22 protein-coding genes and 4 pseudogenes are annotated in these 23960 nt (G+C 69.7%); 13 read left to right on the forward strand and 13 right to left on the reverse strand.

The features are described from left to right. Window positions 1–141: 141 nt before the first annotated feature. The gene (locus tag FPZ41_RS29725) at window positions 142–528 is read right to left on the reverse strand and encodes a hypothetical protein (RefSeq protein ID WP_152866736.1); all 387 of its coding nucleotides are present in this window, start codon (window positions 526–528) and stop codon (window positions 142–144) included. 149 nt (window positions 529–677) lie between these two features. On the opposite strand from FPZ41_RS29725, the gene glmS reads away from it, so the two are divergent. After that, window positions 678–2525, forward strand: coding sequence for a glutamine--fructose-6-phosphate transaminase (isomerizing) (glmS, locus tag FPZ41_RS29730; RefSeq protein WP_152866737.1), 1848 nt, complete (start codon window positions 678–680; stop codon window positions 2523–2525). A 117-nt stretch (window positions 2526–2642) separates the two neighbouring features. Here glmS and FPZ41_RS29735 read toward each other — a convergent pair whose 3' ends face one another. Then, window positions 2643–3482, reverse strand: a complete 840-nt coding sequence (locus FPZ41_RS29735) for an oxidoreductase (protein WP_152866738.1) — start codon at window positions 3480–3482, stop codon at window positions 2643–2645. A 90-nt stretch (window positions 3483–3572) separates the two neighbouring features. On the opposite strand from FPZ41_RS29735, the gene FPZ41_RS29740 reads away from it, so the two are divergent. After that, window positions 3573–4148 (forward strand): TetR/AcrR family transcriptional regulator, encoded by a 576-nt coding sequence (locus FPZ41_RS29740; protein WP_152866739.1) that lies wholly within the window; start codon window positions 3573–3575, stop codon window positions 4146–4148. 98 nt (window positions 4149–4246) lie between these two features. Further along, a complete protein-coding gene (locus FPZ41_RS29745) occupies window positions 4247–5095 on the forward strand; it encodes a MerR family transcriptional regulator (protein ID WP_152866740.1) in 849 nt (282 codons plus the stop codon). A 24-nt stretch (window positions 5096–5119) separates the two neighbouring features. On the opposite strand, the pseudogene FPZ41_RS29750 reads toward FPZ41_RS29745, so the two are convergent. Continuing rightward, window positions 5120–5329 (reverse strand): annotated as a pseudogene (locus FPZ41_RS29750) (hypothetical protein); the annotation flags it as partial. Between the two features lie 94 nt (window positions 5330–5423). Between FPZ41_RS29750 and FPZ41_RS50380 the strand changes: the two are divergent. The 3 genes and pseudogenes from FPZ41_RS50380 to FPZ41_RS50385 form a co-directional block, all read left to right on the forward strand. Further along, window positions 5424–5648 (forward strand): annotated as a pseudogene (locus tag FPZ41_RS50380) (hypothetical protein); the annotation flags it as partial. 87 nt (window positions 5649–5735) lie between these two features. Next, the gene (locus tag FPZ41_RS29760; RefSeq protein ID WP_152866741.1) at window positions 5736–6533 is read left to right on the forward strand and encodes a hypothetical protein; all 798 of its coding nucleotides are present in this window, start codon (window positions 5736–5738) and stop codon (window positions 6531–6533) included. Window positions 6534–6619: 86 nt separating this feature from the next. Continuing rightward, window positions 6620–6817: pseudogene (locus FPZ41_RS50385) on the forward strand (SIS domain-containing protein); the annotation flags it as partial. A 121-nt stretch (window positions 6818–6938) separates the two neighbouring features. On the opposite strand, the gene FPZ41_RS29770 reads toward FPZ41_RS50385, so the two are convergent. The 3 genes from FPZ41_RS29770 to FPZ41_RS29780 are packed head-to-tail and all read right to left on the reverse strand — an operon-like array spanning window position 6939 to window position 8280. After that, window positions 6939–7154 carry a DUF397 domain-containing protein gene (locus tag FPZ41_RS29770; protein ID WP_152866742.1) on the reverse strand — a complete coding sequence of 72 codons (216 nt, stop codon included), beginning with the start codon at window positions 7152–7154 and terminating at the stop codon, window positions 6939–6941. Between the two features lie 47 nt (window positions 7155–7201). Beyond that, window positions 7202–7447, reverse strand: coding sequence for a DUF397 domain-containing protein (locus FPZ41_RS29775; protein ID WP_407698833.1), 246 nt, complete (start codon window positions 7445–7447; stop codon window positions 7202–7204). Then, a complete protein-coding gene (locus tag FPZ41_RS29780; protein ID WP_152866743.1) occupies window positions 7444–8280 on the reverse strand; it encodes a helix-turn-helix domain-containing protein in 837 nt (278 codons plus the stop codon). The genes FPZ41_RS29775 and FPZ41_RS29780 overlap by 4 nt, the downstream gene beginning before the upstream one ends. A 236-nt stretch (window positions 8281–8516) precedes the next feature. On the opposite strand from FPZ41_RS29780, the gene FPZ41_RS29785 reads away from it, so the two are divergent. Next, window positions 8517–8990 carry an ATP-binding protein gene (locus FPZ41_RS29785; protein WP_152866744.1) on the forward strand — a complete coding sequence of 158 codons (474 nt, stop codon included), beginning with the start codon at window positions 8517–8519 and terminating at the stop codon, window positions 8988–8990. A 285-nt stretch (window positions 8991–9275) separates the two neighbouring features. Continuing rightward, window positions 9276–10604, forward strand: a complete 1329-nt coding sequence (gene wecB / locus FPZ41_RS29790) for a non-hydrolyzing UDP-N-acetylglucosamine 2-epimerase (protein ID WP_322620889.1) — start codon at window positions 9276–9278, stop codon at window positions 10602–10604. Here the strand turns inward: wecB and wecC are convergent. Both wecC and FPZ41_RS29800 read right to left on the reverse strand, forming a co-directional pair. Beyond that, window positions 10506–11684, reverse strand: a pseudogene (wecC, locus tag FPZ41_RS29795) (UDP-N-acetyl-D-mannosamine dehydrogenase); the annotation flags it as partial. The gene wecB and the pseudogene wecC overlap by 99 nt on opposite strands. A 122-nt stretch (window positions 11685–11806) precedes the next feature. Beyond that, complete coding sequence (locus FPZ41_RS29800; RefSeq protein WP_152866746.1) at window positions 11807–13495, reverse strand: PA14 domain-containing protein; 1689 nt, start codon at window positions 13493–13495, stop codon at window positions 11807–11809. A 324-nt stretch (window positions 13496–13819) separates the two neighbouring features. On the opposite strand from FPZ41_RS29800, the gene FPZ41_RS29805 reads away from it, so the two are divergent. The 3 genes from FPZ41_RS29805 (at window position 13820) to FPZ41_RS29815 (ending at window position 17121) form a co-directional block, all read left to right on the forward strand. Then, complete coding sequence (locus tag FPZ41_RS29805) at window positions 13820–14896, forward strand: glycerophosphodiester phosphodiesterase family protein (RefSeq protein WP_152866747.1); 1077 nt, start codon at window positions 13820–13822, stop codon at window positions 14894–14896. Window positions 14897–15140: 244 nt separating this feature from the next. After that, entirely contained in the window at window positions 15141–15512 is a 372-nt protein-coding gene (locus FPZ41_RS29810; RefSeq protein ID WP_131562746.1) for a holo-ACP synthase, read from the forward strand. A 178-nt stretch (window positions 15513–15690) separates the two neighbouring features. Continuing rightward, entirely contained in the window at window positions 15691–17121 is a 1431-nt protein-coding gene (locus FPZ41_RS29815; protein ID WP_152866748.1) for an NAD(P)H-hydrate dehydratase, read from the forward strand. Between the two features lie 32 nt (window positions 17122–17153). On the opposite strand, the gene FPZ41_RS29820 is transcribed toward FPZ41_RS29815, so the two are convergent. Continuing rightward, a complete protein-coding gene (locus tag FPZ41_RS29820; RefSeq protein WP_152866749.1) occupies window positions 17154–17414 on the reverse strand; it encodes a hypothetical protein in 261 nt (86 codons plus the stop codon). Between the two features lie 185 nt (window positions 17415–17599). On the opposite strand from FPZ41_RS29820, the gene coaA reads away from it, so the two are divergent. After that, window positions 17600–18589 carry a type I pantothenate kinase gene (gene coaA / locus FPZ41_RS29825; RefSeq protein WP_131562752.1) on the forward strand — a complete coding sequence of 330 codons (990 nt, stop codon included), beginning with the start codon at window positions 17600–17602 and terminating at the stop codon, window positions 18587–18589. Between the two features lie 42 nt (window positions 18590–18631). Further along, on the forward strand, window positions 18632–19579 hold the full coding sequence (locus tag FPZ41_RS29830; RefSeq protein WP_152866750.1) for a DUF389 domain-containing protein: 948 nt from the start codon (window positions 18632–18634) through the stop codon (window positions 19577–19579). 109 nt (window positions 19580–19688) lie between these two features. Here the strand turns inward: FPZ41_RS29830 and glmM are convergent, their stop codons facing one another. The 4 genes from glmM to FPZ41_RS29850 form a co-directional block, all read right to left on the reverse strand. Further along, a complete protein-coding gene (gene glmM, locus FPZ41_RS29835; protein WP_322620890.1) occupies window positions 19689–21047 on the reverse strand; it encodes a phosphoglucosamine mutase in 1359 nt (452 codons plus the stop codon). Window positions 21048–21360: 313 nt separating this feature from the next. Then, window positions 21361–21882: a 30S ribosomal protein S9 gene (gene rpsI, locus FPZ41_RS29840; RefSeq protein ID WP_131562758.1), complete on the reverse strand. Its 522-nt coding sequence runs from the start codon at window positions 21880–21882 to the stop codon at window positions 21361–21363. Between the two features lie 42 nt (window positions 21883–21924). Further along, the gene (gene rplM, locus FPZ41_RS29845) at window positions 21925–22368 is read right to left on the reverse strand and encodes a 50S ribosomal protein L13 (protein ID WP_131562760.1); all 444 of its coding nucleotides are present in this window, start codon (window positions 22366–22368) and stop codon (window positions 21925–21927) included. 354 nt (window positions 22369–22722) lie between these two features. Continuing rightward, window positions 22723–23937 (reverse strand): glycosyltransferase family 87 protein, encoded by a 1215-nt coding sequence (locus FPZ41_RS29850; RefSeq protein WP_152866756.1) that lies wholly within the window; start codon window positions 23935–23937, stop codon window positions 22723–22725. Window positions 23938–23960: the final 23 nt, after the last annotated feature.

Here is a 23960-nt window from a genome sequence, read left to right on the forward strand (position 1 = left end):
CCGTCACCCCGTCGCCCCCCTGAACCGCGCCCGCGTGGGCAGGTCGTGACCCATGTCCCGGAACGGCCCGCGGCCGCCGGGTCGCGTGGCTCGGAAGACCACGGACCCGACGGCCGCCTCGATGATGCGGTGCGTACGCGATCAGTCCGCCGGTCCGGCGGCCATGCCCTGCGAACCCATCCCGCTCTCCGACGTGTTCGACTCCTGCGCCCCGGAGGACGGCGCCTGGCCGAGCATGTCGGACTGCGAGGACTGATCGGACTGGCCGGAGTCCGAGGACTGGCCCGAGTCGGCGGACTGGCCGGAGTCCGAGCCCTGGCCGGAGTCCGAGCCCTGGCCCTGGTCGGAGCCCGAGGACATGCCGGGGACGCTGTCGGCGGCGGGTCCCGGCGCGGGCGGCGCGGGGTCTGCCGCGGCAGCGGCCGCGTTCATCGGGAGGACGGCCAGCAGGGCGAGGACGACTGCGGCACCGCCGATCGCCGTGCGGCGGGCGGAGACGCGCGTTCCGGTCATTCGTGTTCTGGTCATGCGACCAGCGAACGCGTCACGGATGGGCCGTTGGGTGCGCCGCGCGCGTGAGGTCACCCGATTTGAGGCTTACCTGCACTACATCGTCACGTAAAGTCACATCAAACACACACAAACTTCCCGAACTCGGGCACCCTGAAGGGGCTGGTATGTGCGGAATCGTGGGATATGTGGGCGCACGGCCCGCACTCGACGTGGTCCTGGCCGGCCTGAAGCGGCTGGAGTACCGGGGGTACGATTCGGCGGGCGTGGCGGTCCTGGCCGACGGGGGCCTGGCCACCGCCAGGAAGGCCGGGAAGCTGCTCAACCTGGAGAAGGAGCTGGCCGAGCGCCCCCTGTCGACCGGCCCCACGGGCATCGGCCACACCCGCTGGGCGACCCATGGCGCCCCCACGGACACCAACGCCCACCCGCACCTCGACAACGCGGGCCGCGTGGCCGTCGTGCACAACGGCATCATCGAGAACTTCGCCTGTCTGCGGGCCGAGCTCGCCGAGCGCGGGCACGAGCTGTCCTCCGAGACGGACACCGAGGTGGTGGCGCACCTGCTGGCCGAGGAGTTCTCCTCCTGCGCGGACCTCGCGGAGGCGATGCGGCTGGTGTGCCGCCGGCTGGAGGGCGCGTTCACGCTCGTCGCGGTGCACGCGGACGAGCCGGACGTGGTGGTGGGCGCACGCCGTAACTCGCCGCTCGTGGTGGGCGTCGGAGACGGCGAGGCCTTTCTCGCCTCGGACGTCGCCGCGTTCATCGCCCACACGCGGTCGGCGATCGAGCTGGGCCAGGACCAGGTGGTGGAGCTGCGCCGGGGCGGTGTCCTGGTCACGGGCTTCGACGGCCGCCCGGCGGACGTGCGCTCGTACCACGTCGACTGGGATGCGTCGATGGCGGAAAAGGGGGGCTACGACTACTTCATGCTCAAGGAGATCGCCGAGCAGCCCAAGGCGGTCGCCGACACCCTGTTGGGCCGCATCGACGCGTCCGGCTCCCTGACCCTGGACGAGGTCCGGATCGGCGCCTCCGAGCTGCGCGAGATGGACAAGGTGGTGATCGTCGCGTGCGGTACGGCATTCCACGCGGGCCTCATCGCCAAGTACGCCATCGAGCACTGGACCCGTATCCCGTGCGAGGTCGAGCTGGCGAGCGAGTTCCGCTACCGCGACCCGATCCTCGACCCGCGCACGCTGGTCATCGCCATCTCCCAGTCCGGCGAGACCATGGACACGCTGATGGCGCTGCGGCACGCCCGCGAGCAGGGCTCCAAGGTGCTCGCGATCTGCAACACCAACGGCTCGACGATCCCCCGTGAGTCGGACGCGGTGCTGTACACCCACGCGGGCCCGGAGGTCGCGGTCGCGTCCACGAAGGCGTTCCTGACCCAGCTCGTCGCGTGCTACCTCGTGGCGCTCTACCTGGGCCAGGTGCGCGGCACGAAGTGGGGCGACGAGATCCAGGCGGTCGTCCGGGAACTCTCCCGCAGCTCCCAGGACGTCGAGCGGGTCCTGGACACCATGGAGCCGGTACGGGCGTTGGCACGCTCGCTCGCCCACAAGGGCACGGTGCTCTTCCTGGGCCGGCACGTGGGCTACCCGGTGGCCCTTGAGGGCGCCCTGAAGCTGAAGGAACTCGCGTACATGCACGCGGAGGGCTTCGCAGCGGGCGAGCTGAAACACGGCCCGATCGCCCTGATCGAGGAGGACCTCCCGGTGGTGGTGGTCGTACCGTCACCTCGCGGCCGTTCCGTCCTCCACGACAAGATCGTGTCCAACATCCAGGAGATCCGGGCGAGGGGCGCACGAACGATCGTGATCGCGGAGGAGGGCGACGAGACGGTCGTCCCGTACGCGGACCACCTGATCCGCATCCCCGCCACACCGACACTCCTCCAACCGCTGGTGGCGACGGTCCCGTTGCAGGTGTTCGCGTGCGAGCTGGCGACGGCCCGCGGGAACGAGGTGGATCAACCTCGGAACCTGGCGAAGTCGGTGACGGTGGAGTGAGCCTGGCTCTTCAGGGCTTCTATGAAGGTGGTGAGGGCTCCGGCCGGGAAGCCGAGAGGGCCTGGCCGGGGCGACAGCGGCTCGGGCTGCTGACGCGGCGACGCCTTCGCGGACCCTTCACCGGGGGAGGCCGACCGCCCGGGAGATGACGGTGTCGAAGGCGCGGTCGGGAAGGATCCGGCGCAGGGCGATGAGGGGTCGGGCGCCGAAGCCGGTGGCGTAGCGGGTCCTGGGGCGGCGGGCGGTGACGGCCTTGCCGATGGCGTCGGCGATGACGGTGGGCGGAGAGTTGCGCTTCGCGTTGGCCTCGGAGCGCAGGGAAGAGGCCACCGCGGCGGCCTGGGCGGCATAAGGGCCGGTGCCGGAGGACTTCTCCAGCTTGTCGGCGGCGATGCCGCCCCATTCGGTGGCGATGCCGCCGGGTTCGATGACGACGACGTCGATGCCGAAGGGTTTGGCCTCAAGGCGCAGGGAGTCACTGAGGGCTTCGAGGGCGAACTTGGTTCCGTGGTACCAGCCGCCGAGCGGGGTGTAGATCTTGCCGCCCATCGAGGTGATGTTGACGACGGTGCCGCTGTGCTGGGCGCGCATGTGGGGCAGGACGAGCTGGGTCAGACGCAGGGCGCCGAAGACGTTGACCTCGAACTGGTAGCGGGCCTCGTCCAGGGGGACGTCTTCGAGGGCGCCGTAGGAGCCGTAACCGGCGTTGTTGACCAGGACGTCGATGCGGCCGGTCTCGGCGGTGATCTTCTCGACGCCGGAGCGCAGGGAGTCGTCGTCGGTGACGTCCATCTCCAGAGGGCGGATGCCGTGGTCGGCGAGTTTCTGGAGGCGGTCGGTGCGGCGGGCAGCGCCGTAGACGGTGTAGCCGAGTTCCTGGAGCTTGAGGGCGGTGGCTTCGCCGATGCCGGAGGAGGCACCGGTGACAAGGGCGGTCTTGGCGGGCGTGGCGGGCATGGCGGTTCCTCACGACTAAGATGAACTACGGTTCACATCTATTCTGAACCACAGTTCACCTTGATGCAAAGGGAAGGGCAGGCGAGCTCGATGTCCCAGGCCCGGGCGCCACGCGCCGACGCGGTCCGCAACCGCAAGAAGATCCTCACCGCCGCGGGCGAGCAGATCACCGCACACGGCCCCGACGTCGGGATGGACGAGATCGCCGCCGCGGCAGGCGTAGCCGTGGGAACCCTGTACCGGCACTTCCCCACCAAGACGGACCTGGTCGCGGCCGTCGTCGCCGAGTACGTCGCCCGCGTCGCCGACGATGCCGAGGCCGCGCTCGAACGCGTCACCGGAGGCACCCGCGCCGCGGACGAGCTGACCGCGTTCCTCGGCCGCGTGGTCGAGGCATCCGCGGCCGACCGTGCCGTCAAGGCCGCCGCCCAGGCCCTCGGCGCGGAGCCGGTCGACCATGCCACCGAGGACCGCGCGGGCGCAGCCGTCGCCGCCCTCATCCGCGCCGGCCAGGCCGACGGCGACATTCATCCCGACGTCACCGTCAACGACATCTACCTGCTGTTCTCCACCGCCCCCACCGACCAGCCTCCCGCCGCCCGCAACCGCTGGCTCACCCTCGTCACACCGGGACTGACCACCGCCCGGCCGCCGGCATCCAGTTGAGGCCGCTCATCCTCAGGCGGCTCAAGGGCGGCCGACGGGTGCTGTCGTCGTAGCTTCTTGACCCTCACACCGTGTCAGGCGGTCAGCTCGGAGACATCATGTTCACCATCGGAGACTTCGCCCGGCACGGCCGCGTCTCGGTCCGGATGCTGCGTCACTACGACGCGACCGGACTGCTGCGCCCGGCCCACGTCGACCCCGCCAGCGGCTATCGCCACTACACCGCCACCCAGCTCGCCCGCCTCAACAGGATCATCGCGCTCAAGGACCTCGGATTCACTCTCCAGCAGGTCCAGGACATCGTGGACGAGAAGGTCGGCCTCGATGAACTGCGCGGCATGCTGCGGCTGCGGCGGGCCGAACTGGAGACCGCGATGGCTGTCGCGGGAGCACGGCTGGTCCAGGTTGAGGCGAGGCTCCGAGCGATCGAGAGTGAGGGGCACATGCCCACCAACGACGTTGTCATCAAGAGCGTCCCTTCCGTCCGGGTGGCGGAACTGACCGCGACCGCCGCGAGTTACGAGCCCGAGGACATCAGCCCGGTCATCGGGCCGCTCTACGACGAGCTGTTCCGGTGCCTGGGCTCGGCGGGTATCACCCCCACGGGCCCCGGCGTCGCGTACTACGAGGACGCCCCGGAGGGCGGCGGCAGGATCAGCGTCCACGCCGCCGTCCAGGTCTCTGCCCCTCTCCAGGACGGTGCCTTCCGAATCCTCGACCTGCCGTCCCTCGACGAGGCGGCGACCATCGTGCACCGCGGTTCGATGGACACCGTGCTCCCCACCGCCCAGGCCTTGGCCCGCTGGATCGACGCCAACGGCTACCAGTCGACCGGATACCCCCGCGAGATCAACCTGGAGTGTCCCGAAAATCGTGACGACTGGGTGACAGAGCTGCAGGCACCGGTGACCCGGGCCGGATCAGTCGCGCCCCAGCCTGGCCGCTGATCACGTTCCGGCAGCGGGGGACCGCTATGGTCTCCCGCTGCCCGACTTCAGTCTTGAGAGCTTCTTGTAGCAGGTCAGGGCGGCGAGGCCGAGAAAGGCGAGGAAGTGTGAGCCGGTTCGCTCGTATCGGACGGTGAGGCGGCGGTAGCCGAACAACCAGGCGATCGACCGCTCGATCTTCCAGCGGTGCCGACCAAGCCGTTCGCCCGATTCGATCCCCGTGCGTGCGATGCGCGGGATGAGCTGCCCAGCCCCCGCCTTCCCCGTCAGAGGACCAGAAACTCCCGTGTCCTCGCTGGGTCGGACGGTGTCGACCTGGTCGCCCCTGGGCGACGAGGCGGTCGTCCCGTACGCGGACCACTTGATCCGCATCCCTGCCACGCCGACACTCCTCCAACCCCTGGTGGCGACGGTCCCGTTGCAGGTCTTCGCGTGCGAGCTGGCGACGGCCCGCGGGAACGAGGTGGATCAGCCTCGGAACCTGGCGAAGTCGGTGACGGTGGAGCGAGGGGGCCGAAGAGCGTCGACATCACGTTCGGATACCGACCGATAAATCAGTGATCAACTGTGAAGCCGCTGTATTTAAAGTATGGGTAAAGCACCGCGGAATCACCGTGGTTGAAGAGAAAGAACCACCGCCTTGAGATCGACCGCAGTTCGTCGAGTCGGCCTTGCCGCCTCCGCCGCCACCCTCGCCCTCCTCGCCACCGCCTGCGGTGGCTCCTCCGACGACGGTGACAAGGGAAGCGACGCCAAGAACGAGGCCACCGCCTCCGCCTCCTCCGCGCCCGCCGCCGCGAAGGCCCTGAGCGCCGACGAGCTGGAGAAGGCCGCGCTGGCCAAGGCGGACGTCGACAACGGCGAGGTCGACACCAAGATCGACGGGAGCGAGGACGACGTCACGAAGGACCAGGTCGAGGCGGACGGCGCGGCCTGCGCACCGCTCGCCCTCGTCCAGTCCGGCGCCGCCCAGGGTGAGCCGGCGGCGGCGGTGAAGCGGATGTGGACGGAGGAGGCCGAGAAGCCGTCCGACGCCGACGCCATGTCCGAGGAGGCGATGCTCGCCTCCCTCGACGTCGAGAAGGTCTTCGTGACGCTCGCGACCTACGAGGACGGGGGCGCCGAGACGGTTCTCAAGGACACCGAGGCGGCCCTGGAGAAGTGCGCCGGCGGCTTCACCACCACCGCGGCCGGCGAAAAGGGGGAGATCACGAAGGTGGTGGAGACCGAGGCACCCAAGGGCGCGGACGAGGCCGTCGCGATGACCATGACGATGGTGACCGAGGGCAAGGAGACGATGCCCTTCAAGGCCGTCGTGGCCCGCAAGGGCTCCACCGTCGTCGCCGTGGGCGCCATGAACCTCGCGTCCGCCGTCACGGGCGAGGACTTCGAGTTCCCCGCGCAGATCCTGGACACCCAGCTGGGCAAGCTGGACTGATCACCGTACGTCTGCCGCGGTGAGCCGATCGGTGTTCAGGGCACCGATGAAGGTGACGAAGGCTCCGGCCGGGACGGTGGGGGGTTCTGGCCGGGGTCTTTGAGTCGCGGACGGCGGCGTGCGTGGGTGAGCTCGCGATCTGCAACACCAACGGCTCGACGATCCCGCGCGAATCGGACGCGGTGCTGTACACCCACGCGGGCCCGGAGGTCGCCGTCGCGTCCGCGAAGGCGTTCCTGACCCAGCTGGTCGCCTGCTACCTCGTGGCGCTCTACCTGGGCCAGGCGCATGAACAGACGGCCTCGCCCCGCGCCTGTCGCGCAGGTCAGCGATTGGCAGATTTGGGACAGCTCTGACGTTGTTGACCAGGCCTTACCGGGGTTGCCCGTGGCCCAGATCTGCCAATTACTCAGGCAGGCCGCCACTCAGCCTCGAAGATCTAGATCTCAGGGCATCGACGAAAGTGGTGAAGGCTTCGGTTGGGAAGGTGAGGGGGGCTCGGGCCGGGGTCTTGGAGTCGCGGATGGCTATGTGGGAGTGGCGGTCTGCGATTTCCACGCAGGAGTTGCCGTCGCCAGCGCCGGAGTAAGACGACTTCCGCCAGTTGTCGAGGGAGTCCATGGGGTGCCTCACTGCTCCTTCGCCAGCCGATTGTTGGAATTACGCGACTACAGAGGCTCGTTCGGCGGAACCTTGGCGAAGTCACCGACGGTGGAGCGAGCCGACTTCAGGGCGTCTATGAAGGGGGCGAAGGCTCCGGTCGGGAAGGAGAGCGTTGCTCTGGCCGGGGCCTTGGAGTCGCGGATGGCTATGTGGGTGGAGGAGTTGGCGATCTCTACGCAGGCGTTGCCGTCGTCGGGGCCTGAGTAGGACGACTTCCGCCAGTTGCCGGGGGTGACCATGGGGTGCCTCACAGCTCTTTCGCCAGTCGGTAGATGAAGTCACGCGACCGCACGGAGTCGAGTGATACGGCTTCCACTTTACGGAAGCGCGTTCGGAAGACGCTGTGCTGTGCTTCGGAGTCGATGAAGGCCAAGCCGTGGGGCACGTCGCGCACGACGGTGTCGAGTTTGGGGAGCGGACCACCGACGTACGTCATAGTGCTGGCTGCTCTACCGAAACCGTCCAGGTCGAACGGGATGACGCGCACGTTGATGTGGTCGGTTGTGGAGAGCTCCACGAGTTTGGCGAGTTGAATCCGAGCGGTGGCCCGGTCGCTGACTCTGATGCGTAGGGCGCACTCGTGGATCACCAACTCGTACGGGATGGTGATCTGCTGGCGCCGCATTCGGTGGCGCAGACGCAACTCCAGTTCATTATCGGTAAGTTCGGGCACCCTGGAGGAAAAGACACCTCGGGCGTAACCCTCCGTCTGCAGCAGGCCCGGTACGTACAGGATCGCAACCTCGTGCAGGAAAGTGGCGTGGTGCTCCAGTTCCGCGAGATCCAGGAATGACGTGGGCAGCAGGCCCCGGTAATCCTCCCACCAGCCGCGTGTTCGGTCCGTGGCCATGGCGATCAGGGCGTTGATGAACTCCTGGTCCGTGCAGGCGTAGTGGGATGCGAGGCGACGCAGCCGCTCCTCGCTCACGCCAGTGAGGCCGGACTCGATGTGACTCATCTGGACGTGACTCACGCCGAGCAGTGCTGCCGCCTCGCGAGCCTTGAGACCTGACGCCTCACGGAGTCTGCGCAGTTCGACTGCCAGGCGCATCTGACGTGCTGTTGGTTCGCGCCTCGTCGTCATCGACTGCCCCTCGGTTCAACGCGCCGGTAGGCGCGGCTCGTTCGAGGTCAGATTACGCGACCAGCTTGTCGCGGGTTACATGTTCGGTCTACCGTCAGTGACGCGACGCACACGCTGCGGAGTTACCGGGACCCCGGAAGCGCACCACTCCGTCCTGCCATGACGGCTGAGGCACTGCCACCGCCCGCGAACGCCCGCAGATCTCCGAAACCCCCACCCTGAACCGGAGTTGACGCATGCTCGAAAACGCTAAAAACGAACCGTGGGAGTACTCCCTCCACATTCCCAACGACCCCCGCGCGGTCCCCATCAGCCGCCGCACCCTCCGCCTGGTCCTCACCATGCACGGCCTGATCCGCCTCGCCGACACCGCCGAACTGCTCGCGACCGAGCTGGTCGCCAACGCCGTACGCCACACCAAGGGGCCCGCCGCCCTGCACATGCGCTGGTTGGCCGACGTGCTGCGGATCGGCGTGTGGGACGCCGACCCCGAACCTCCCGAACTGTCATGTCCATTGAACCAGTTGACCGAGTCGGAAGAGGGACGCGGGCTGGCGCTCGTCCGAGCCTGCGCCGACCTGTGGGGCTGGCAGCCGTTGGACCGGTACGGCACGCGTGGCAAGTACGTATGGTGTGACCTCACCGCCGCTCAAGCCCCAGCGCGCGTCACGCCGGCTCGGCAAGCAGCTCAACCGTCCGCCACTGCTTGAGGTGCTCGACGGCCGCGTGCGGATACGTGTTGAACCGCAGGTGCAACACATCTTCCGGATGTGTTGCACCCCAACTGAACTGGTACACCACCCCCACGGACGCGACCCCCGCTTCCCCCGCCAAAGGGCCAGTGCCCCGTCCTGTCCCCCGGTCGAGGAGTTGATCGCCCTCGGTGCCGCCTACCGATTCGCTGGTGCCCGACGAGCGCTACTTAAGCTCCAGGGAACCCCGGCCACCAGTGTGGTCGGTGCGAACGCGGTGCGGCGCCGCGGAAGGAGACTCGGGTGAAGCGACTGATGGTCGTCTACGGGACCAGACCGGAGGCCATCAAGATGGCACCCGTCATCGCGGCGCTCGGCCGGTCTCCGATGTTCCGGCCGACGGTGACAGTGACCGCCCAGCACCGCGGACTGCTCGACCAGGTGCACGCGTTGTTCGGCATCCGTGCAGACCACGACCTGGACATCCTCACCCACCGTCAGTCCCTGGCCGACATCACCGGGCGCGTCCTCGACCGCCTGTGTCCGCTGCTGCGGCACGAGCGCCCGGAGGCGGTGCTGGTCCAGGGCGACACCACGACCGCCTTCGCCGGGGCCCTCGCCGCCTTCTACAGCCGTATCCCCGTGGTCCATCTGGAGGCCGGACTGCGCACCGACGACCGGTACGCACCCTTCCCCGAGGAGATCAACCGCCGGCTCACCACCCAGCTGGCGTCCCTGCACCTCGCGCCCACCCGTCACGCCCGGGACAACCTGCTGCGGAACGGTGTCACCCCATCGTCCGTCGTGGTCACCGGGAACACCGTCATCGACGCACTCCGCTGGGCGGTCGGACGCACGGCGGACCACGGTTACGGGGACCCGGCGCTGGCCGACCTCGACGACACCACCCGCCGAGTCCTGCTGGTGACGTCCCACCGCCGGGAGGCGTGGGGAAGCGGAATGGAGTCCATCGGCGGCGCCCTCGCCGACCTCGCCCGGAGCGAGCCCGCCCTGCTCATCGTGGCGCCGCTGCACCCCAACCCGGTGATACGGGCCGCGATACCGCCCCAGGTGGCGCACCTGGAAAACGTAAGGCTGACGGAACCTCTCGACTACGGCGCCTTCGCCCGCCTGATGGACCGCGCGCACCTCATACTCACCGACAGCGGCGGTATCCAGGAGGAAGGGCCGGGCCTGGGCAAGCCGGTGCTGGTCATGCGGGACACCACGGAGCGCCCCGAGGCCGTGCGGGCGGGCACGTCCCGGCTGGTGGGCACGGACCGCGAGCGCATCGTGAAGGAGGTCCGGCGGCTCCTGCACGACCGGTCGGCGTACGCCGCGATGGCGAGAGCGGTCAACCCGTACGGGGACGGGCGCGCCGCGGACCGTATCGTTCGGGCGATCGGCCACTGGATGGGGCTGTGTGCCGGGCCGTCGGAGTTCGCCGCCGACGACGGCAGCGGCGGCGCGTCAGCGCCAGAGGCCGCGGGTGTCGAACACGGCCTTGCCGCGCAGCGCGGTCCGCTTGACGCCGCGGAAGGCGTCGTGGTCCACGAGCAGGACGACGATGTCGGCGTCCCGCACGGCGGTGGTGACGTCGGCGAGTTCGACCGCGCCTGTGCCTGCCAGTGACTCGGGCAGTTCCTGGATGTGCGGCTCCGCCACCAGCAGTCGGCCGGCCTGACGCTCGGCCAGCTGCGTGACGATGTACAGGGCGGGGCTCTCCCTCAGGTCGTCGATGTTCGCCTTGAAGGCGAGCCCGAGGCAGGCGATCACCGGGTCCTTGAACCGCCCGGCCGTGCGCACGACCTCGTCGAGCACATGGTCGGGCCGGGTGTCGTTGACCTCGCGGGCGAGGCGTATGAGCCGGGCGTGCCGAGGGGCGGAGGAGACGATGAACCAGGGGTCCACGGCGATGCAGTGCCCGCCGACGCCCGGCCCGGGCCGCAGGATGTCGACGCGGGGGTGCCGGTTGGCCAGGTCGATGACGTCCTCGGCATCGCTGCCGAGCTGGTCGCAGATTGTGGACAGCTCGTTGGCGAAGGCGATGTTGACGTCCCGGAAGGCGTTCTCGCTGAGCTTGGCCAGCTCCGCCGTCGTCGCGTCGGTGAGCAGGCACTCCCCTTCGGTGAACACCTCGTAGAGCTCCCGTGCCCGCTGCGCGCAGCCCACACCGACGCCTCCGACGACCCGGTCGTTGGTCACGATCTCGATCATCGTCCGGCCCGGCAGAACACGCTCGGGACAGTGGGCGACCCGCACATCCGGCACGTCCGCCGTCTCGTGCGGGAACGTCAGGTCGGGCCGGTGCTCGCCGAGCCACCGGGACAGCTCCACGGTCGTGCCGGGCGGCGAGGTGGACTCCAGGACGACGAGGTCACCCGCCTTGAGTACTCCGGCCACCGAGGCGGCAGCGGCACGCACGTGGGACAGGTCCGCGGTGCGGTCCTCCCGGAGCGGCGTGGGCACGGCGATGACGAACGCGTCGGCGGCCTCGGGCACCCCGGCCGCCCGCAATCTCCCCATCGCCACGGCCTCGCTCACCGCCACGCCCAGGCCGGGCTCGACGAAGGGGACACGGCCGGCGTTGACGAGGTCGACGGTGACGGCGTTGACGTCGACGCCGATGACGTTGATCCCGTTGGTCGCGAAGGCGGCGGCGGTGGGGAGGCCGATGTGGCCGAGGCCTATGACAGAGACGGTGGAGAACACGAGGGAATACCTTTCCGGGACACGTGCACACCTCGTGTGGCGGCCGAAGCGGCAGCAGAGAAAGGGGCCCGGAGCTCCTGGGCTCCCTGGGTCGTAGCCGCTTCCGGGCCCCTTCCGTCCGCTCAGGGCGCCAGAGCCACCCAGTCGGCGCCGGGTGCGGACTCGGTGCCGTCCGCGTACTGGGCCGTCACCCAGTAGTAGTGGGTCGTGCCCTTGGCTGCGCCGGTGTCCTCGTAGGAGGTCCCCGTCGTGGCCGCCAGCTTCTCGTACGCCTTGGCGTCCGGATTCCAGCGGTAGACCTGGTAGCCGGTGGCGTCGGTCACCGGAGACCAGGACAGCTCGACGCCCGCCTCACTGGAAGTCGCCGTCAACCCGACCGGCGAGCCCTCCGGCGTCGCCACGCTCGGCGTCAGGTCGAGCTCGGTCGCGACCACGATCTGGGCCTCGCCGGTCCACTGGAAGGAAGAGTTCCCGGCGTCGTCGATGGCGTCGACGATGAAGCAGGACTCCTCGCCGTCCGGGACGGTGGTGTAGGCGTACGAGGTGGTGTCGGCCGACACGTAATAGCCCGGGTAGAGGGAGCACACCTGCTCCTCTTCGTCCCCCCACAGCTCGCCCCGTCGGACCACGTACTTCGCCAGGTCAGGGGTCGGGTTGGCGTCCCAGCGCACCTCGAAGCCGTACTCGGTCGGAGTGACGGTCACCCCGGTGACGGCGGACGGCGGGGTGAGGTCCCGGCGCTTGCCGCTGACGGCGGCGGACCGCGCGGACTCGTTGCCCGCGGCGTCCAGAGCGGTCACCCGGTAGTAGTAGGTGGCGTCCTCGACGGCCGAGGTGTCCGCGTACGAGACCTGGTCGGTACTGGCGACGCGCGTGTAGGTCCCGTCCGCACTGGCCGCCCGGTACACCCGGTACGACGCCGCTCCCTCTACCGCCTTCCACCGGATCCGCAGATTCGTCGGCTCGGAGGCGGTGCTCAGGCCGGTCGGCACGGCGGGTGGGGTGCGGTCGACGGTGGTGACCAGCTGATCGGCGGTGCCCGTCGACTCGTTGCCGGCCTTGTCGTAGGCGCGGATCTCGTAGTAGTACGCCGCGCCGGTCACCGGCAGAGTCGCGTCCGTGTACGACGTGGCGGTGGTGGTCGTCAGCCTCGTCCAGGAGGTGCTGCCCTTCGAGCGGCGGTAGACCCGGTAGCCCGCGAGGTCCATCTCCTTGTTCTTGGACCAGGTGAGCTCGGCCTTCCCTGTCGCCGTGTCGTACGACACGGCGGTTCCGGTCGGGGTGAGCGGCTTGACCTTGTCGACGGTCGCGGAAGTGCGGGGGGCGTAGGCGAACTTGACGTTCGCGGTCCCGGTCCAGTTGACGTAGTCGACGCGGAGGGTGTGTTTGCCCGAGGGGATGGTCAGGTTGACCGTCGTGGAGACCGTCGACGAGACGTTCTTCCACAGGTCGATCTTGCGGGTGCCGTCGAGGTAGACGCGGATGCCGTCCTGGGTCGACGCGGTGAGAGCGAAGGGGCCGCCGGAGCCGAAGTCGCGGGTCACCGTCCAGCGGACGGAGAAGTTGTTGGTCGGCAGGCCCGAAGCGGGGGCGCCCGTGCCCCAGTTCTGACTGATCGTGGAGTCGCAGTCCGTCTTCTTCGGCGTGCCCGAGAAGGTGGTGTTCGCGAAGAACTCCCGCTTGTAGACGGGAGAAGTGCAACTGACGGCCGCTGAGGCGGGCGCGGCGAGGGCGGTGAGCAGGCCGCCCGTGGTGGCGAGCACGACGGCCATGGCGGCAGCGGAGGTCGTGCGTCGTCTGGCTGGGTTCATTCGGTCCTCTGATCGAATCAGAACGCGGAAGACAGCGTTCGCGATCACGATAAGCGGAGGCCGGGAAGAGGTTCACGACGAGGCCATAACGCAGTGATCAAGAGTGGTCAAGAACCGTCACGAGTCGAGGGACTCCACGACTTCAAGCCGAGCGACCCCTATGCAGCTCAGACAGCGAACTGGTACGTGTCAGCCCTTCGTCGACGCCCGGGTGGCCATCATTCTCCGGGAGTTCGCGGCGCCGTAACGGGTGGGCACCGCGCGGGCTGTGCCTGAGGATTAGCCTCGCGTGGTCGAGTTTCATATGAGATAAATGAGGTACAAATGTCTCTCCGGCATGCACTTGCTGTACTGGCTGTCGTGCCCGCGCTCGCCTTCCCCGCGACCGCCCAGGCGGCCACCGCCCCTCAGCCCGAAGAAGTCCTGCCCCAGAAGACCCACTTCGACCTGCAGGCCCACCGCGGCGGCCTGGGCCTGACCACCGAGGAGTCCCTGGAGGGCTTCGGCAAAGCCCTGCGTCTCGGGGTGAGCACCCTGGAGCTGGACACCCAGATCACCAAGGACCAGAAGGTCGTTGTCACCCACGACCGGCAGGTCAGCGCCAACAAGTGCAAGGACACCGCCCCACTGACGCCGGGTGACCCGATGTACCCGTACGTCGGCAAGTACATCAAGGACCTGACGCTGGCCCAGGTCAAGACCATGGACTGCGGATTTCAGCAGCTTCCCGGCTACCCCGAGCAGGAGCAGATCAAGGGCTTCCGCATGGTGGAGCTCAAGGACGTCCTCAACCTGGTCAAGAGCTACAAGGCCAACCAGGTCAAGCTGAACATCGAGACCAAGGTCGAGGCGGGCGCGCCCGAGCAGACCGCGCCGCGCGAGCTGTTCGTGCGCCGCGTCTACGAGGAGATCCACCGCTCGGGCATCGAGAAGCAGGTCACCATCCAGTCCTTCGACTGGGGGGCGCTGAAGGAGATGCACAAGCTCGCGCCGTCCTACCCGCTGGTGGCTCTGACGAACTACGACTTCCTCCAGGTCGGCAAGCCGGGCGCCTCCCCGTGGCTCGGTGGCATCGACGCCGACGACTACGACGGCGACTTCGTCAGGGCCGCCGCCGCCATTCCGGGCGTCACCGCGCTCTCTCCCAACTACGGCTTCCCGCAGAACGGCACGATCGCGGACCCGAACTTCCGCTTCTACCCCGACGCGAAGATGGTCTCCGAGGCCCACAAGCGCGGACTGAAGGTCATCCCGTGGACCTGTGACGACCCCGCCACCATCGAGGCGCTGATGGACATGGGCATCGACGGCATCATCACCGACTACCCGAACCGCGTGCGGGACATCATGACCGAGCGCGGCATGCGCCTGCCCAAGGCCTATCCCGCGCCGCGCTCCTGACGAGCAACGTCACTGGCGAGCCACGTCACTGGCAAACCGTGCCCCTGACGAGCCGGCCCCGTCACTGACAAGCCACGTCACTGACGACCGGCAACGCCCCCGTAAACCGTCTGCGTCCTCGGAGCCCAGTGTCCCGGGGGCGCACACGGTCACTCAGGGCTCGTGAGACGGTGCCGGGCAGTGCCGGGCGGTCCCCGCCGACGCCGATGACGGCCCCGTACGGCCGGCCCGTAAGGTGCAGGGCATGAGCATCATCGGGGTCGGCATCGACGTAGCCGAGATCGACCGCTTCCGTGTCTCCCTGCAGCGCACGCCGGGGCTGGCCGAACGCCTCTTCGTGGACGGCGAGTTGTTCCTCCCGAGCGGCGAACGCCGGGGTGTCGCCTCCCTGGCGGCCCGCTTCGCCGCGAAGGAGGCGCTGGCCAAGGCGTTGGGCGCCCCGCCGGGCCTGCACTGGACGGACGCCGAGGTCTACGTCGAGGACAGCGGGCAGCCCCGCCTGCGCGTCCAGGGCACGGTGGCCGCCCGCGCCGCCCAACTCGGCGTCACCTCCTGGCATGTCTCGCTGAGCCATGACGCGGGGGTCGCGTCGGCTGTGGTGGTGGCGGAGGGGTAGCCACGCGGATGGCGCCCCAGGACGGGGAGCCCTAGGTGGGGCCCCAGGATGGGTAGCCCCTGGGTAGCCCCTCGATGGCCCCTGGGTAGCCCCTCGATGGCCCTCTGGATGGGTGGCCCGCCGACGCCTCGGGGTGCCGCGGGGTGCCGTTCAGCGACCGTACGGGAGACTCGACAGCATGCGCACTGCCTACCGCGTGGAAACCGTCCGAACCGCCGAGCGCGAGCTCATGGCCCGGCTCCCCGAGGGCGCCCTGATGCAGCGTGCCGCCGCCGGCCTGGCCGCGGCCTGCGCGGACCTGCTCGGCCGGGTGTACGGCAGCCGTGTCGTCCTCCTGATCGGCAGCGGCGACAACGGCGGCGACGCCCTGTACGCGGGCGCCCGCCTGGCGAAGCGCGGCGCGGGCGTCACGGCCGTGCTGCTCAACCCCGACCGCACCCACCCCGGCGGCCTCAGAGCCCTGCGCCGGGTGGGCGGCACCGTGGTCCCGCCCCACCGGGCGGACCACGCCCTCCAACGCGCCCACGTCGTCGTCGACGGCATCGTCGGTATCGGCGGCAAGGGCGGCCTCCGCCCCGACGCCGCGCCGCTGGCCGAGCTCGCCGCGGCGTCCGGTGCGGCCGTGGTCGCCGTGGATCTGCCGTCGGGTATCGAGGCCGACACGGGCGAGGTGCGCGGCGCGGCCGTCCGCGCCGACCTGACGGTCACCTTCGGGACGCACAAGCCGGGCCTGCTCATCGACCCGGCGCGCGAGTACGCCGGTTCCGTACGTCTCGTCGACATCGGGCTCACCCTCCCCGCCGACCCGGACGTGGAGGCGTTGCAGCACGCGGACGTGGCGGCCCTCCTGCCCCACCCCGCCGCCGAGAGCGACAAGTACCGGCGAGGTGTCGTGGGCATCGCCGCCGGTTCCACGCGCTATCCCGGCGCGGCCGTCCTCGCCGTCTCGGGCGCCCTGCGCGGCGGCGCGGGAGCCGTGCGGTACGTCGGTCCGGCCGGGGACGCCGTGATCGCCCGCTTTCCAGAGACCCTCGTGTCGGACCGGGGCCCGAAGCACGCGGGCCGGGTGCAGGCCTGGGTGGTGGGGCCGGGCGCCGGGGACGACGCGGAGCCGGTGGCCGAGGTCCTCGCCGCCGACGTGCCCGTGCTCCTCGACGCGGACGGCCTCCGCCTCGCCGACCGGGACGCCGTACGCGCCCGCACCGCACCCACCCTCATGACCCCGCACGCCGGCGAGGCCGCCGCGCTGCTCGGCACCTCCCGTGAGGAGGTCGAGGGGGCGCGCCTGACCGCCGTACGGGATCTCGCGCGCAGCTATGACGCGACCGTGCTCCTCAAGGGCTCCACCACGCTCGTCTCCGGCCCCGACGGCGGCACGGTCCGGGTGAACCCCACCGGAACCGCCTGGCTGGCCACCGCCGGCAGCGGCGACGTCCTCTCCGGTCTCTCCGGCTCCCTGCTGGCCGCCGGTTTGTCCGCCCTGGACGCAGGGAGCGTCGCGGCGTACCTCCACGGCCTGGCGGGCCGCTATGCCGCGGACGGCGCCCCGGCGGGCGCGCACGACGTGGCCGAGGCGATCCCGGCGGCATGGCGGGACATCCGCGCCTGAGCCTCACCCGAAGACGTCACCGCCCGGAGACTTCAGCGCCCCTCCTCGATCCGGTCGATCGCCTCCTGAACCATCCCCAGGTACTCGACCTCCTCGCACCGGGGCTTGCTTCCCATCCGGTACATGTCGATGCAGTCGTAGAGGTACTCCCCGAGGTCCTCGTCCGGCAGATCGGCCGCCAGTTCGCTGTGCACACGTCCGGCGAAGTCCGGTTCGACGCGCGTAGAGCCGCGGCGTACGACATCCCGAATACGTGCGACGTCCCGGATACGAACGGCATCACGAAGACGCATGGCATGACCACCTCAAACCGACACTCCGGGAGACGGCTCGCTCCCGGCAGCCGGGACGCTATCCCCTCCCCCACCTCCGGTCCATACCTCCGACACAAGTCATACACAGCGCAAGTCATACGTACCGCCCGGCAACGTGACGGACCCCACCCGCCACCCCGTTCGTACTCCGTTAACAATGGACTGTGATCTCTCCGGTCTCCTCGTTGCCGCGGAGCGCCCACCGGCCCAGGCCGGAGGCGACTCCCTACGTCGACCTCACCCGTTCCGAGTGGAGCGCGCTGCGCGACAAGACGCCGCTGCCGCTGACCGCCGAGGAGGTCGAGAAGCTGCGCGGCCTGGGCGATGTCATCGACCTCGACGAGGTGCGGGACATCTACCTGCCGCTCTCCCGGCTCCTCAACCTCTACGTCGGCGCCACCAACGGCCTGCGCGGCGCCCTGAACACCTTCCTCGGCGAGCAGGGGTCGCAGTCCGGCACCCCGTTCGTCATAGGTGTCGCGGGCTCCGTCGCCGTCGGCAAGTCCACGGTCGCCCGCCTGCTGAAGGCCCTGCTGGCCCGCTGGCCCGAGCACCCGCGCGTGGAACTGGTCACGACGGACGGTTTCCTGCTCCCGATGAAGGACCTCCAGGAGCGGGGCCTGATGTCGCGGAAGGGTTTCCCCGACTCGTACGACCGCCGCGCGCTCACCCGCTTCGTCGCCGACATCAAGGCGGGCAAGGACGAGGTGACGGCGCCCGTCTACTCCCACCTGATCTACGACATCGTCCCCGGGCAGAAGCTCACGGTGCGTCGCCCGGACATCCTCATCGTCGAGGGCCTGAACGTCCTCCAGCCCGCCCTCCCCGGCAAGGACGGCCTCACCCGCGTCGGCCTCGCCGACTACTTCGACTTCAGCGTGTACGTCGACGCCCGCACCGAGGACATCGAACGCTGGTACCTGAGCCGCTTCCGCAAACTGCGCGAGACGGCCTTCCAGAACCCGTCCTCCTACTTCCGCAAGTACACCCAGGTGTCGGAGGAGGAGGCCCTGGACTACGCCCGCACCACCTGGCGCACCATCAACCGGCCCAACCTGGTCCAGAACGTGGCCCCGACCCGCGGCCGCGCCACCCTGGTCCTGCGCAAGGGCCCGGACCACAAGGTGCAGCGCCTCAGTCTCCGCAAACTCTGACCGTCACCTGGGACCGCCACCTGGGACCGTTAGCCTGCCCCCATGCTGCATCTGCGCCTGATCACACCGTCCGACAAGACCGACGGCGTGGTGCGCCTCATCGAGCGGACGGTCGGTACGACGCACCTGGTCGTGCTGCCCGGCGCCGCCCGCAACCCCGCCGGGGACGTGGTGCTGTGCGACGTGGCGCGCGAGGCGGGTGACGAACTCATCGGCTCGCTAAGGGCGTTGGGCCTCGACTCGACGGGCTCCATCGCCGTCGAGAACATCGACCTGTCGCTCTCCAAGCGCGCCGAGAAGGCCGAGGACGAGGCGCCGGGCGAGGGCGCGGACGCGGTGCTGTGGGAGCACCTGGCGGACGCGACGCACGAGGAGTCGACGCTGTCGATCACGTACGTCGCCTTCATCACCCTGGCCACGATGATCGCGGCCTGCGGTGTGGTGCTCGACAACGCGGTCCTGATCGTGGGCGCGATGGCGGTGGGCCCGGAGTTCGGCCCGCTGGCGGGCTTCTCCACCGCCCTCGTGCAACGCCACCCACGCCTCGCCCTCCGCTCCGTCATCGCGCTGCTGGTGGGCTTCGCGGTGGCGATGGCGGTGACGGTCGGCTTCAGCCTCTTCATGGACGCGGTCGGCCTGTTCAGCGAGGAGCAGCTGAAGGCGGAACGGCCCAACACGGGATTCGTCTACGCCCCCGACGCGTTCTCCTTCGTCGTGGCGGTCCTCGCGGGCATCGCCGGCACCCTCTCGCTGACCTCGGCCAAGTCGGGCGCCCTGGTGGGAGTAGCCATCTCGGTGACGACGGTACCGGCCGCGGCGAACGCGGCCGTGGCCCTGAGCTACGGCGACACCGCCCAGACCTGGGGCTCCACGGAGCAACTGCTCCTGAACCTCCTGGGCATCGTCCTCGCCGGCACCCTCACGCTCCTGGCCCAGAAGTGGCTGTGGTCGAAGCAGCGGGAACGTACGGCGGCGAGGAGCACCCTGTAAGGGGCGCGGGGAACTGCGCGACAAGCCACGACGAACCCGCAGCCCACAGCCCGCAGCCCGCAGCCCGCAGCCCGCAGCCGCCAGTTCCCCCCACCCGTACCCGGAACAGCTAACCCAGCGCGGACTTCACCGCGTCGGCGAGCCGCCCGGCGACCGACCGCGCCTGGTCGATGTCCGCGGCCTCCACCATCACCCGCACCAGCGGCTCGGTCCCGGACGGCCGCAGCAACACCCGCCCCGTGGACCCGAGTTCACGCTCCGCATCGGCGACGGCGCCCGCCAGCTCCGCGGACGTACGGACCCGGGACTTGTCGACGTCCCGCACATTGATCAGCACCTGCGGCAACCGTTCCATGACGGACGCGAGGTCCTTGAGCGTACGGCCGCTCTGGGCGACCCGGGCGGCCAGCAACAGCCCGGTCAGCGTGCCGTCCCCGGTCGTCGCGTGGTCGAGGATGATCACATGCCCGGACTGCTCGCCACCGAGGGCGTACCCGTGCTCCTTCATCTCCTCCAGCACATAGCGGTCGCCGACCGCGGTCTGGACGAGCTTCAGCCCCTCACGCTCCAGCGCGAGCTTGAAGCCGAGGTTGGACATGACGGTGGCCACCACGGTGTCGCCCCGCAGAACGGACCGTTCCCGCATCGCCAGCGCGAGCACGGCGAGGATCTGGTCGCCGTCGATCTCGTTGCCCTCGTGGTCCACGGCGAGGCAGCGGTCGGCGTCGCCGTCGTGCGCGATGCCGAGGTCCGCGCCGTGCTCGATGACGGCGGCCTTCAGCGGGTCGAGGTGCGTGGAGCCGCACCCGTCGTTGATGTTGAGCCCGTCGGGCTCGGTGCCGATGGTGACGACCTCGGCTCCGGCGCGGGTGAAGGCCTCGGGCGAGACGCGGGCGGCGGCCCCGTGCGCCTCGTCCAGCACGATCTTCAGCCCGTCGAGCGGGTGGGGCAGGACACCGAGGAGATGCCCGACGTACTGGTCGAGCCCCTCGTCGTACGACGTCACCCGCCCGACACCGGCGCCGGTGGGCCGGTCCCAGGGCGCTCCGGTCCGGTGCTCCTCGTAGACGCCCTCGATCCTGTCCTCCAGCTCGTCGGCGAGCTTGTGACCGCCGCGGGCGAAGAACTTGATCCCGTTGTCGGGCATGGCGTTGTGGCTGGCGGAGAGCATCACGCCGAGGTCGGCGCCGAGCGAGCCGGTGAGATACGCGACGGCCGGGGTGGGCAGCACACCGACGCGCAGGACGTCCACGCCCGCGCTGGCGAGGCCGGCGACCACCGCGGCCTCCAGGAACTCCCCGGACGCTCGCGGATCACGCCCGACGACCGCCAGCGGCTTGTGGCCCTCGAACGTGCCCGCCTCGGCGAGTACGTGGGCCGCCGCGACGGAGAGGCCGAGAGCCATCTCGGCCGTCAGATCCGCGTTGGCGACGCCGCGCACGCCGTCGGTGCCGAAGAGTCGTCCCACTGTGTGTCCTCCGAATGTACTGAGTATGTACGGCTCATGCCGAGTGTCCAGGCTCGGCCGGGGTCACGTATATCCCCTGGCTCCCTTGGCATCCCGGGTTCCCGTGAAATCGACCGCTGCCCGCACTACACGGTTGCCCTGTGTCCGGCCACCTTCCCTGGAGTCCCTGCCGTGTCCACCCATGTAGCCGTGCGGAGTACGGCGTGTGGCGTCGCGCATAAGCCTGCGATAAAGCATCACCCCCCGGAAACGAACCGCCCCGACGGCACAGAACGTGCCGCCGGGGCGATGCGTGCGGTACAGCGAGCGACGATTAGCGCTTGCTGTACTGCGGGGCCTTGCGGGCCTTCTTCAGACCGGCCTTCTTGCGCTCGACCGCGCGGTCGTCGCGGCGGAGGAAGCCGGCCTTCTTGAGCGCGCCACGGTTGTTGTCGACGTCGGCCTCGTTCAGGGCGCGGGCGACACCGAGACGGAGCGCACCGGCCTGGCCGGAGACGCCGCCACCCGCGATGCGGGCGATGACGTCGTAGCGGCCCTCGAGCTCGAGCACCTTGAAGGGCTCGTTGACTTCCTGCTGGTGCACCTTGTTGGGGAAGTAGTCCTCAAGGGTGCGCCCGTTGATCTTCCACTTGCCGGAGCCCGGAACGATCCGGACGCGGGCGATGGCGTTCTTGCGACGGCCCAGGCCGGCGGCCGGCTGGGGCTCGCCGAAGGCGGAGGCGAGGGACTCGGAGGTGTACTCGCCCTCCACGGGAACCTCGGACTCGGTGGTGTAGCTGTCAATGTCGACGAGCTCAGTCTCTTCGACCGGCTGCTCAGCGGTGGTCTCGGCCACGATTCTCCTCAGATTCTCTTCAGGCTTAGGGGGTGGCCGGACTTACTGCGCGACCTGGGTGATCTCGAACGGCACCGGCTGCTGGGCAGCGTGCGGGTGCTGGTCGCCCGAGTAGACCTTCAGCTTGGAGAGCATCTGACGGCCGAGGCTGTTCTTGGGAAGCATGCCCTTGACGGCCTTCTCGACGGCCTTCTCCGGGCTCTTCGCCAGCAGCTCGTCGTAGCGGACGGAGCGCAGACCACCCGGGTAGCCGGAGTGGCGGTACGCCATCTTCTGGGTCCGCTTGTTGCCGGACAGGTGCACCTTGTCGGCGTTGATGATGATGACGAAGTCACCGGTGTCGACGTGGGGCGCGTAGATGGGCTTGTGCTTGCCGCGCAGGAGAGTGGCCGCGGTGGTGGCCAGACGACCCAGGACGACGTCCTGGGCGTCGATGACGTGCCACTGACGCGTCACATCGCCGGGCTTGGGGCTGTACGTACGCACGGTTCGTAGCCTTCGCTTCTTCAGTGAGGTTCCTGACAAGGTCACCGAAGACGATCACGACAGCCATGACCGCACTGCGGTGACGCAAGCCGCGTGCTGGTCGCTGGTCATCGGCCCGGTGGACCGGTGTAAGGGCCCCTCACGTGAGAATGAGCAAGCCAATACACATAACGAACATGCAGAATAGCCGGGCCTGCGGGGACGGGTCAAAACGGGGCCGCACCGCTGCCGCTGGGCTCCGCCACTTTTCCCCTGGCTACGGGGCCGGACCGCTGCCGCTGGGCTCCGCCGCTTCCCCGAGCTCGCGTGCCACGCCCGATCCCTGGGGGCGGGCGGCGCCTCCCGGCCCCACCTCTAAACCCTGGGGTCCAGGGGCGCAGCCCCGGAACCTGAGGGTCCAGGGGGCGCAGCCCCCTTGGCGGGGTCGAAGGGGCGGAGCCCTCGGGGATGGGACTGGGAAGGGGACTCAGGCGGGGAATGGGCAGGGGCGGCCGGGGCGAGCTCCTCCGCGGGCGGCCGATGCCAGGCCAGAGTCAACGCCAGCACACAGAGCGTCATCGCGTCCTTGAACGCCCGCCTTGTCGGCAGTTCCAGATACGGCCACGTGAACCCGGGCACCTGTGGAACGAGCGCGAGCCAGAACCACGGGCTGCGGGCCACCGAACCGGGCAGCGCCGCACTCGCGAGCAACAGCGGAAGAACGGCCACCAGGTAGTGATCGAACGAGGGCCGTGACACCAGGAACACCGACAGCATCAGCAGGCACGCCGTCTCCGTCAGCCGCAGCGGTCCGCCGTCCCCACGGCGCCATCGACCGTACGCACACCACAGCCCCACCCCGGCGGCCCCCACGGCCACCGCGCTCGCCACCGGCTGCGGCACCCCGAGCCTCGGCAGCACCGCCCCCAACGATGCCTCATACAGCCGTACGAAATCCTCGTGCCCGCTCAGCAGGGACGGCAGGGTCCGGGTGAAGAACTCCGCCGGGTCCCGCATCAGCAGCGCCGACCCGCCGGAGGCCACCACCGGGACCAGAAGCATCAGCCCCAGCCCACGCCACCGCCGCGCGAACACGAACAGCAGCACCATCGGCGCGAGCAGCGGCTTCAGCGCGACGGCCGCGCCGAGCACCGCCCCCGCCGCACCCCATCTCCCCCGTGACATCAGCAACAGCGCCAGCGGCAGCGCGGCGGCCGCCGTGGCGGTCCAGTTCCCCAGCCTCACGAGATGCCCGAACGGCGCGAACCCCACCGCCAGCCCGACCAGCCCCAGCACCGCGAATCGGCTCCGCCACGGCACCCCGTGCAGCCGCAGCGCACACGCCCACCCCGCCACCAGAAGCCCGGTCATCACCGCCGGCACCAGCACCCGCAGCACGGCAGGCGGCACGAGTACCTGGGGGGCCGCCGCCACCATGGCGCTGGGAAAGTAGAAGAAGCGCTGGTCGGCGTAGGGCGACCCGCCGCTCCAGAACGCTCGCGCCGCCCGTACGACGATGGCGTTGTCCATGCCCCCCGCCGCGGACACCTGCGCCACGCTCACGACCAGCGCGCACAGCACCACTCCCAGTGCCGCCCACGCCTGCCAGGACG

Source organism: Streptomyces acidicola, from assembly GCF_009377235.1.
Classification (GTDB): Bacteria; Actinomycetota; Actinomycetes; order Streptomycetales; family Streptomycetaceae; genus Streptomyces; species Streptomyces acidicola.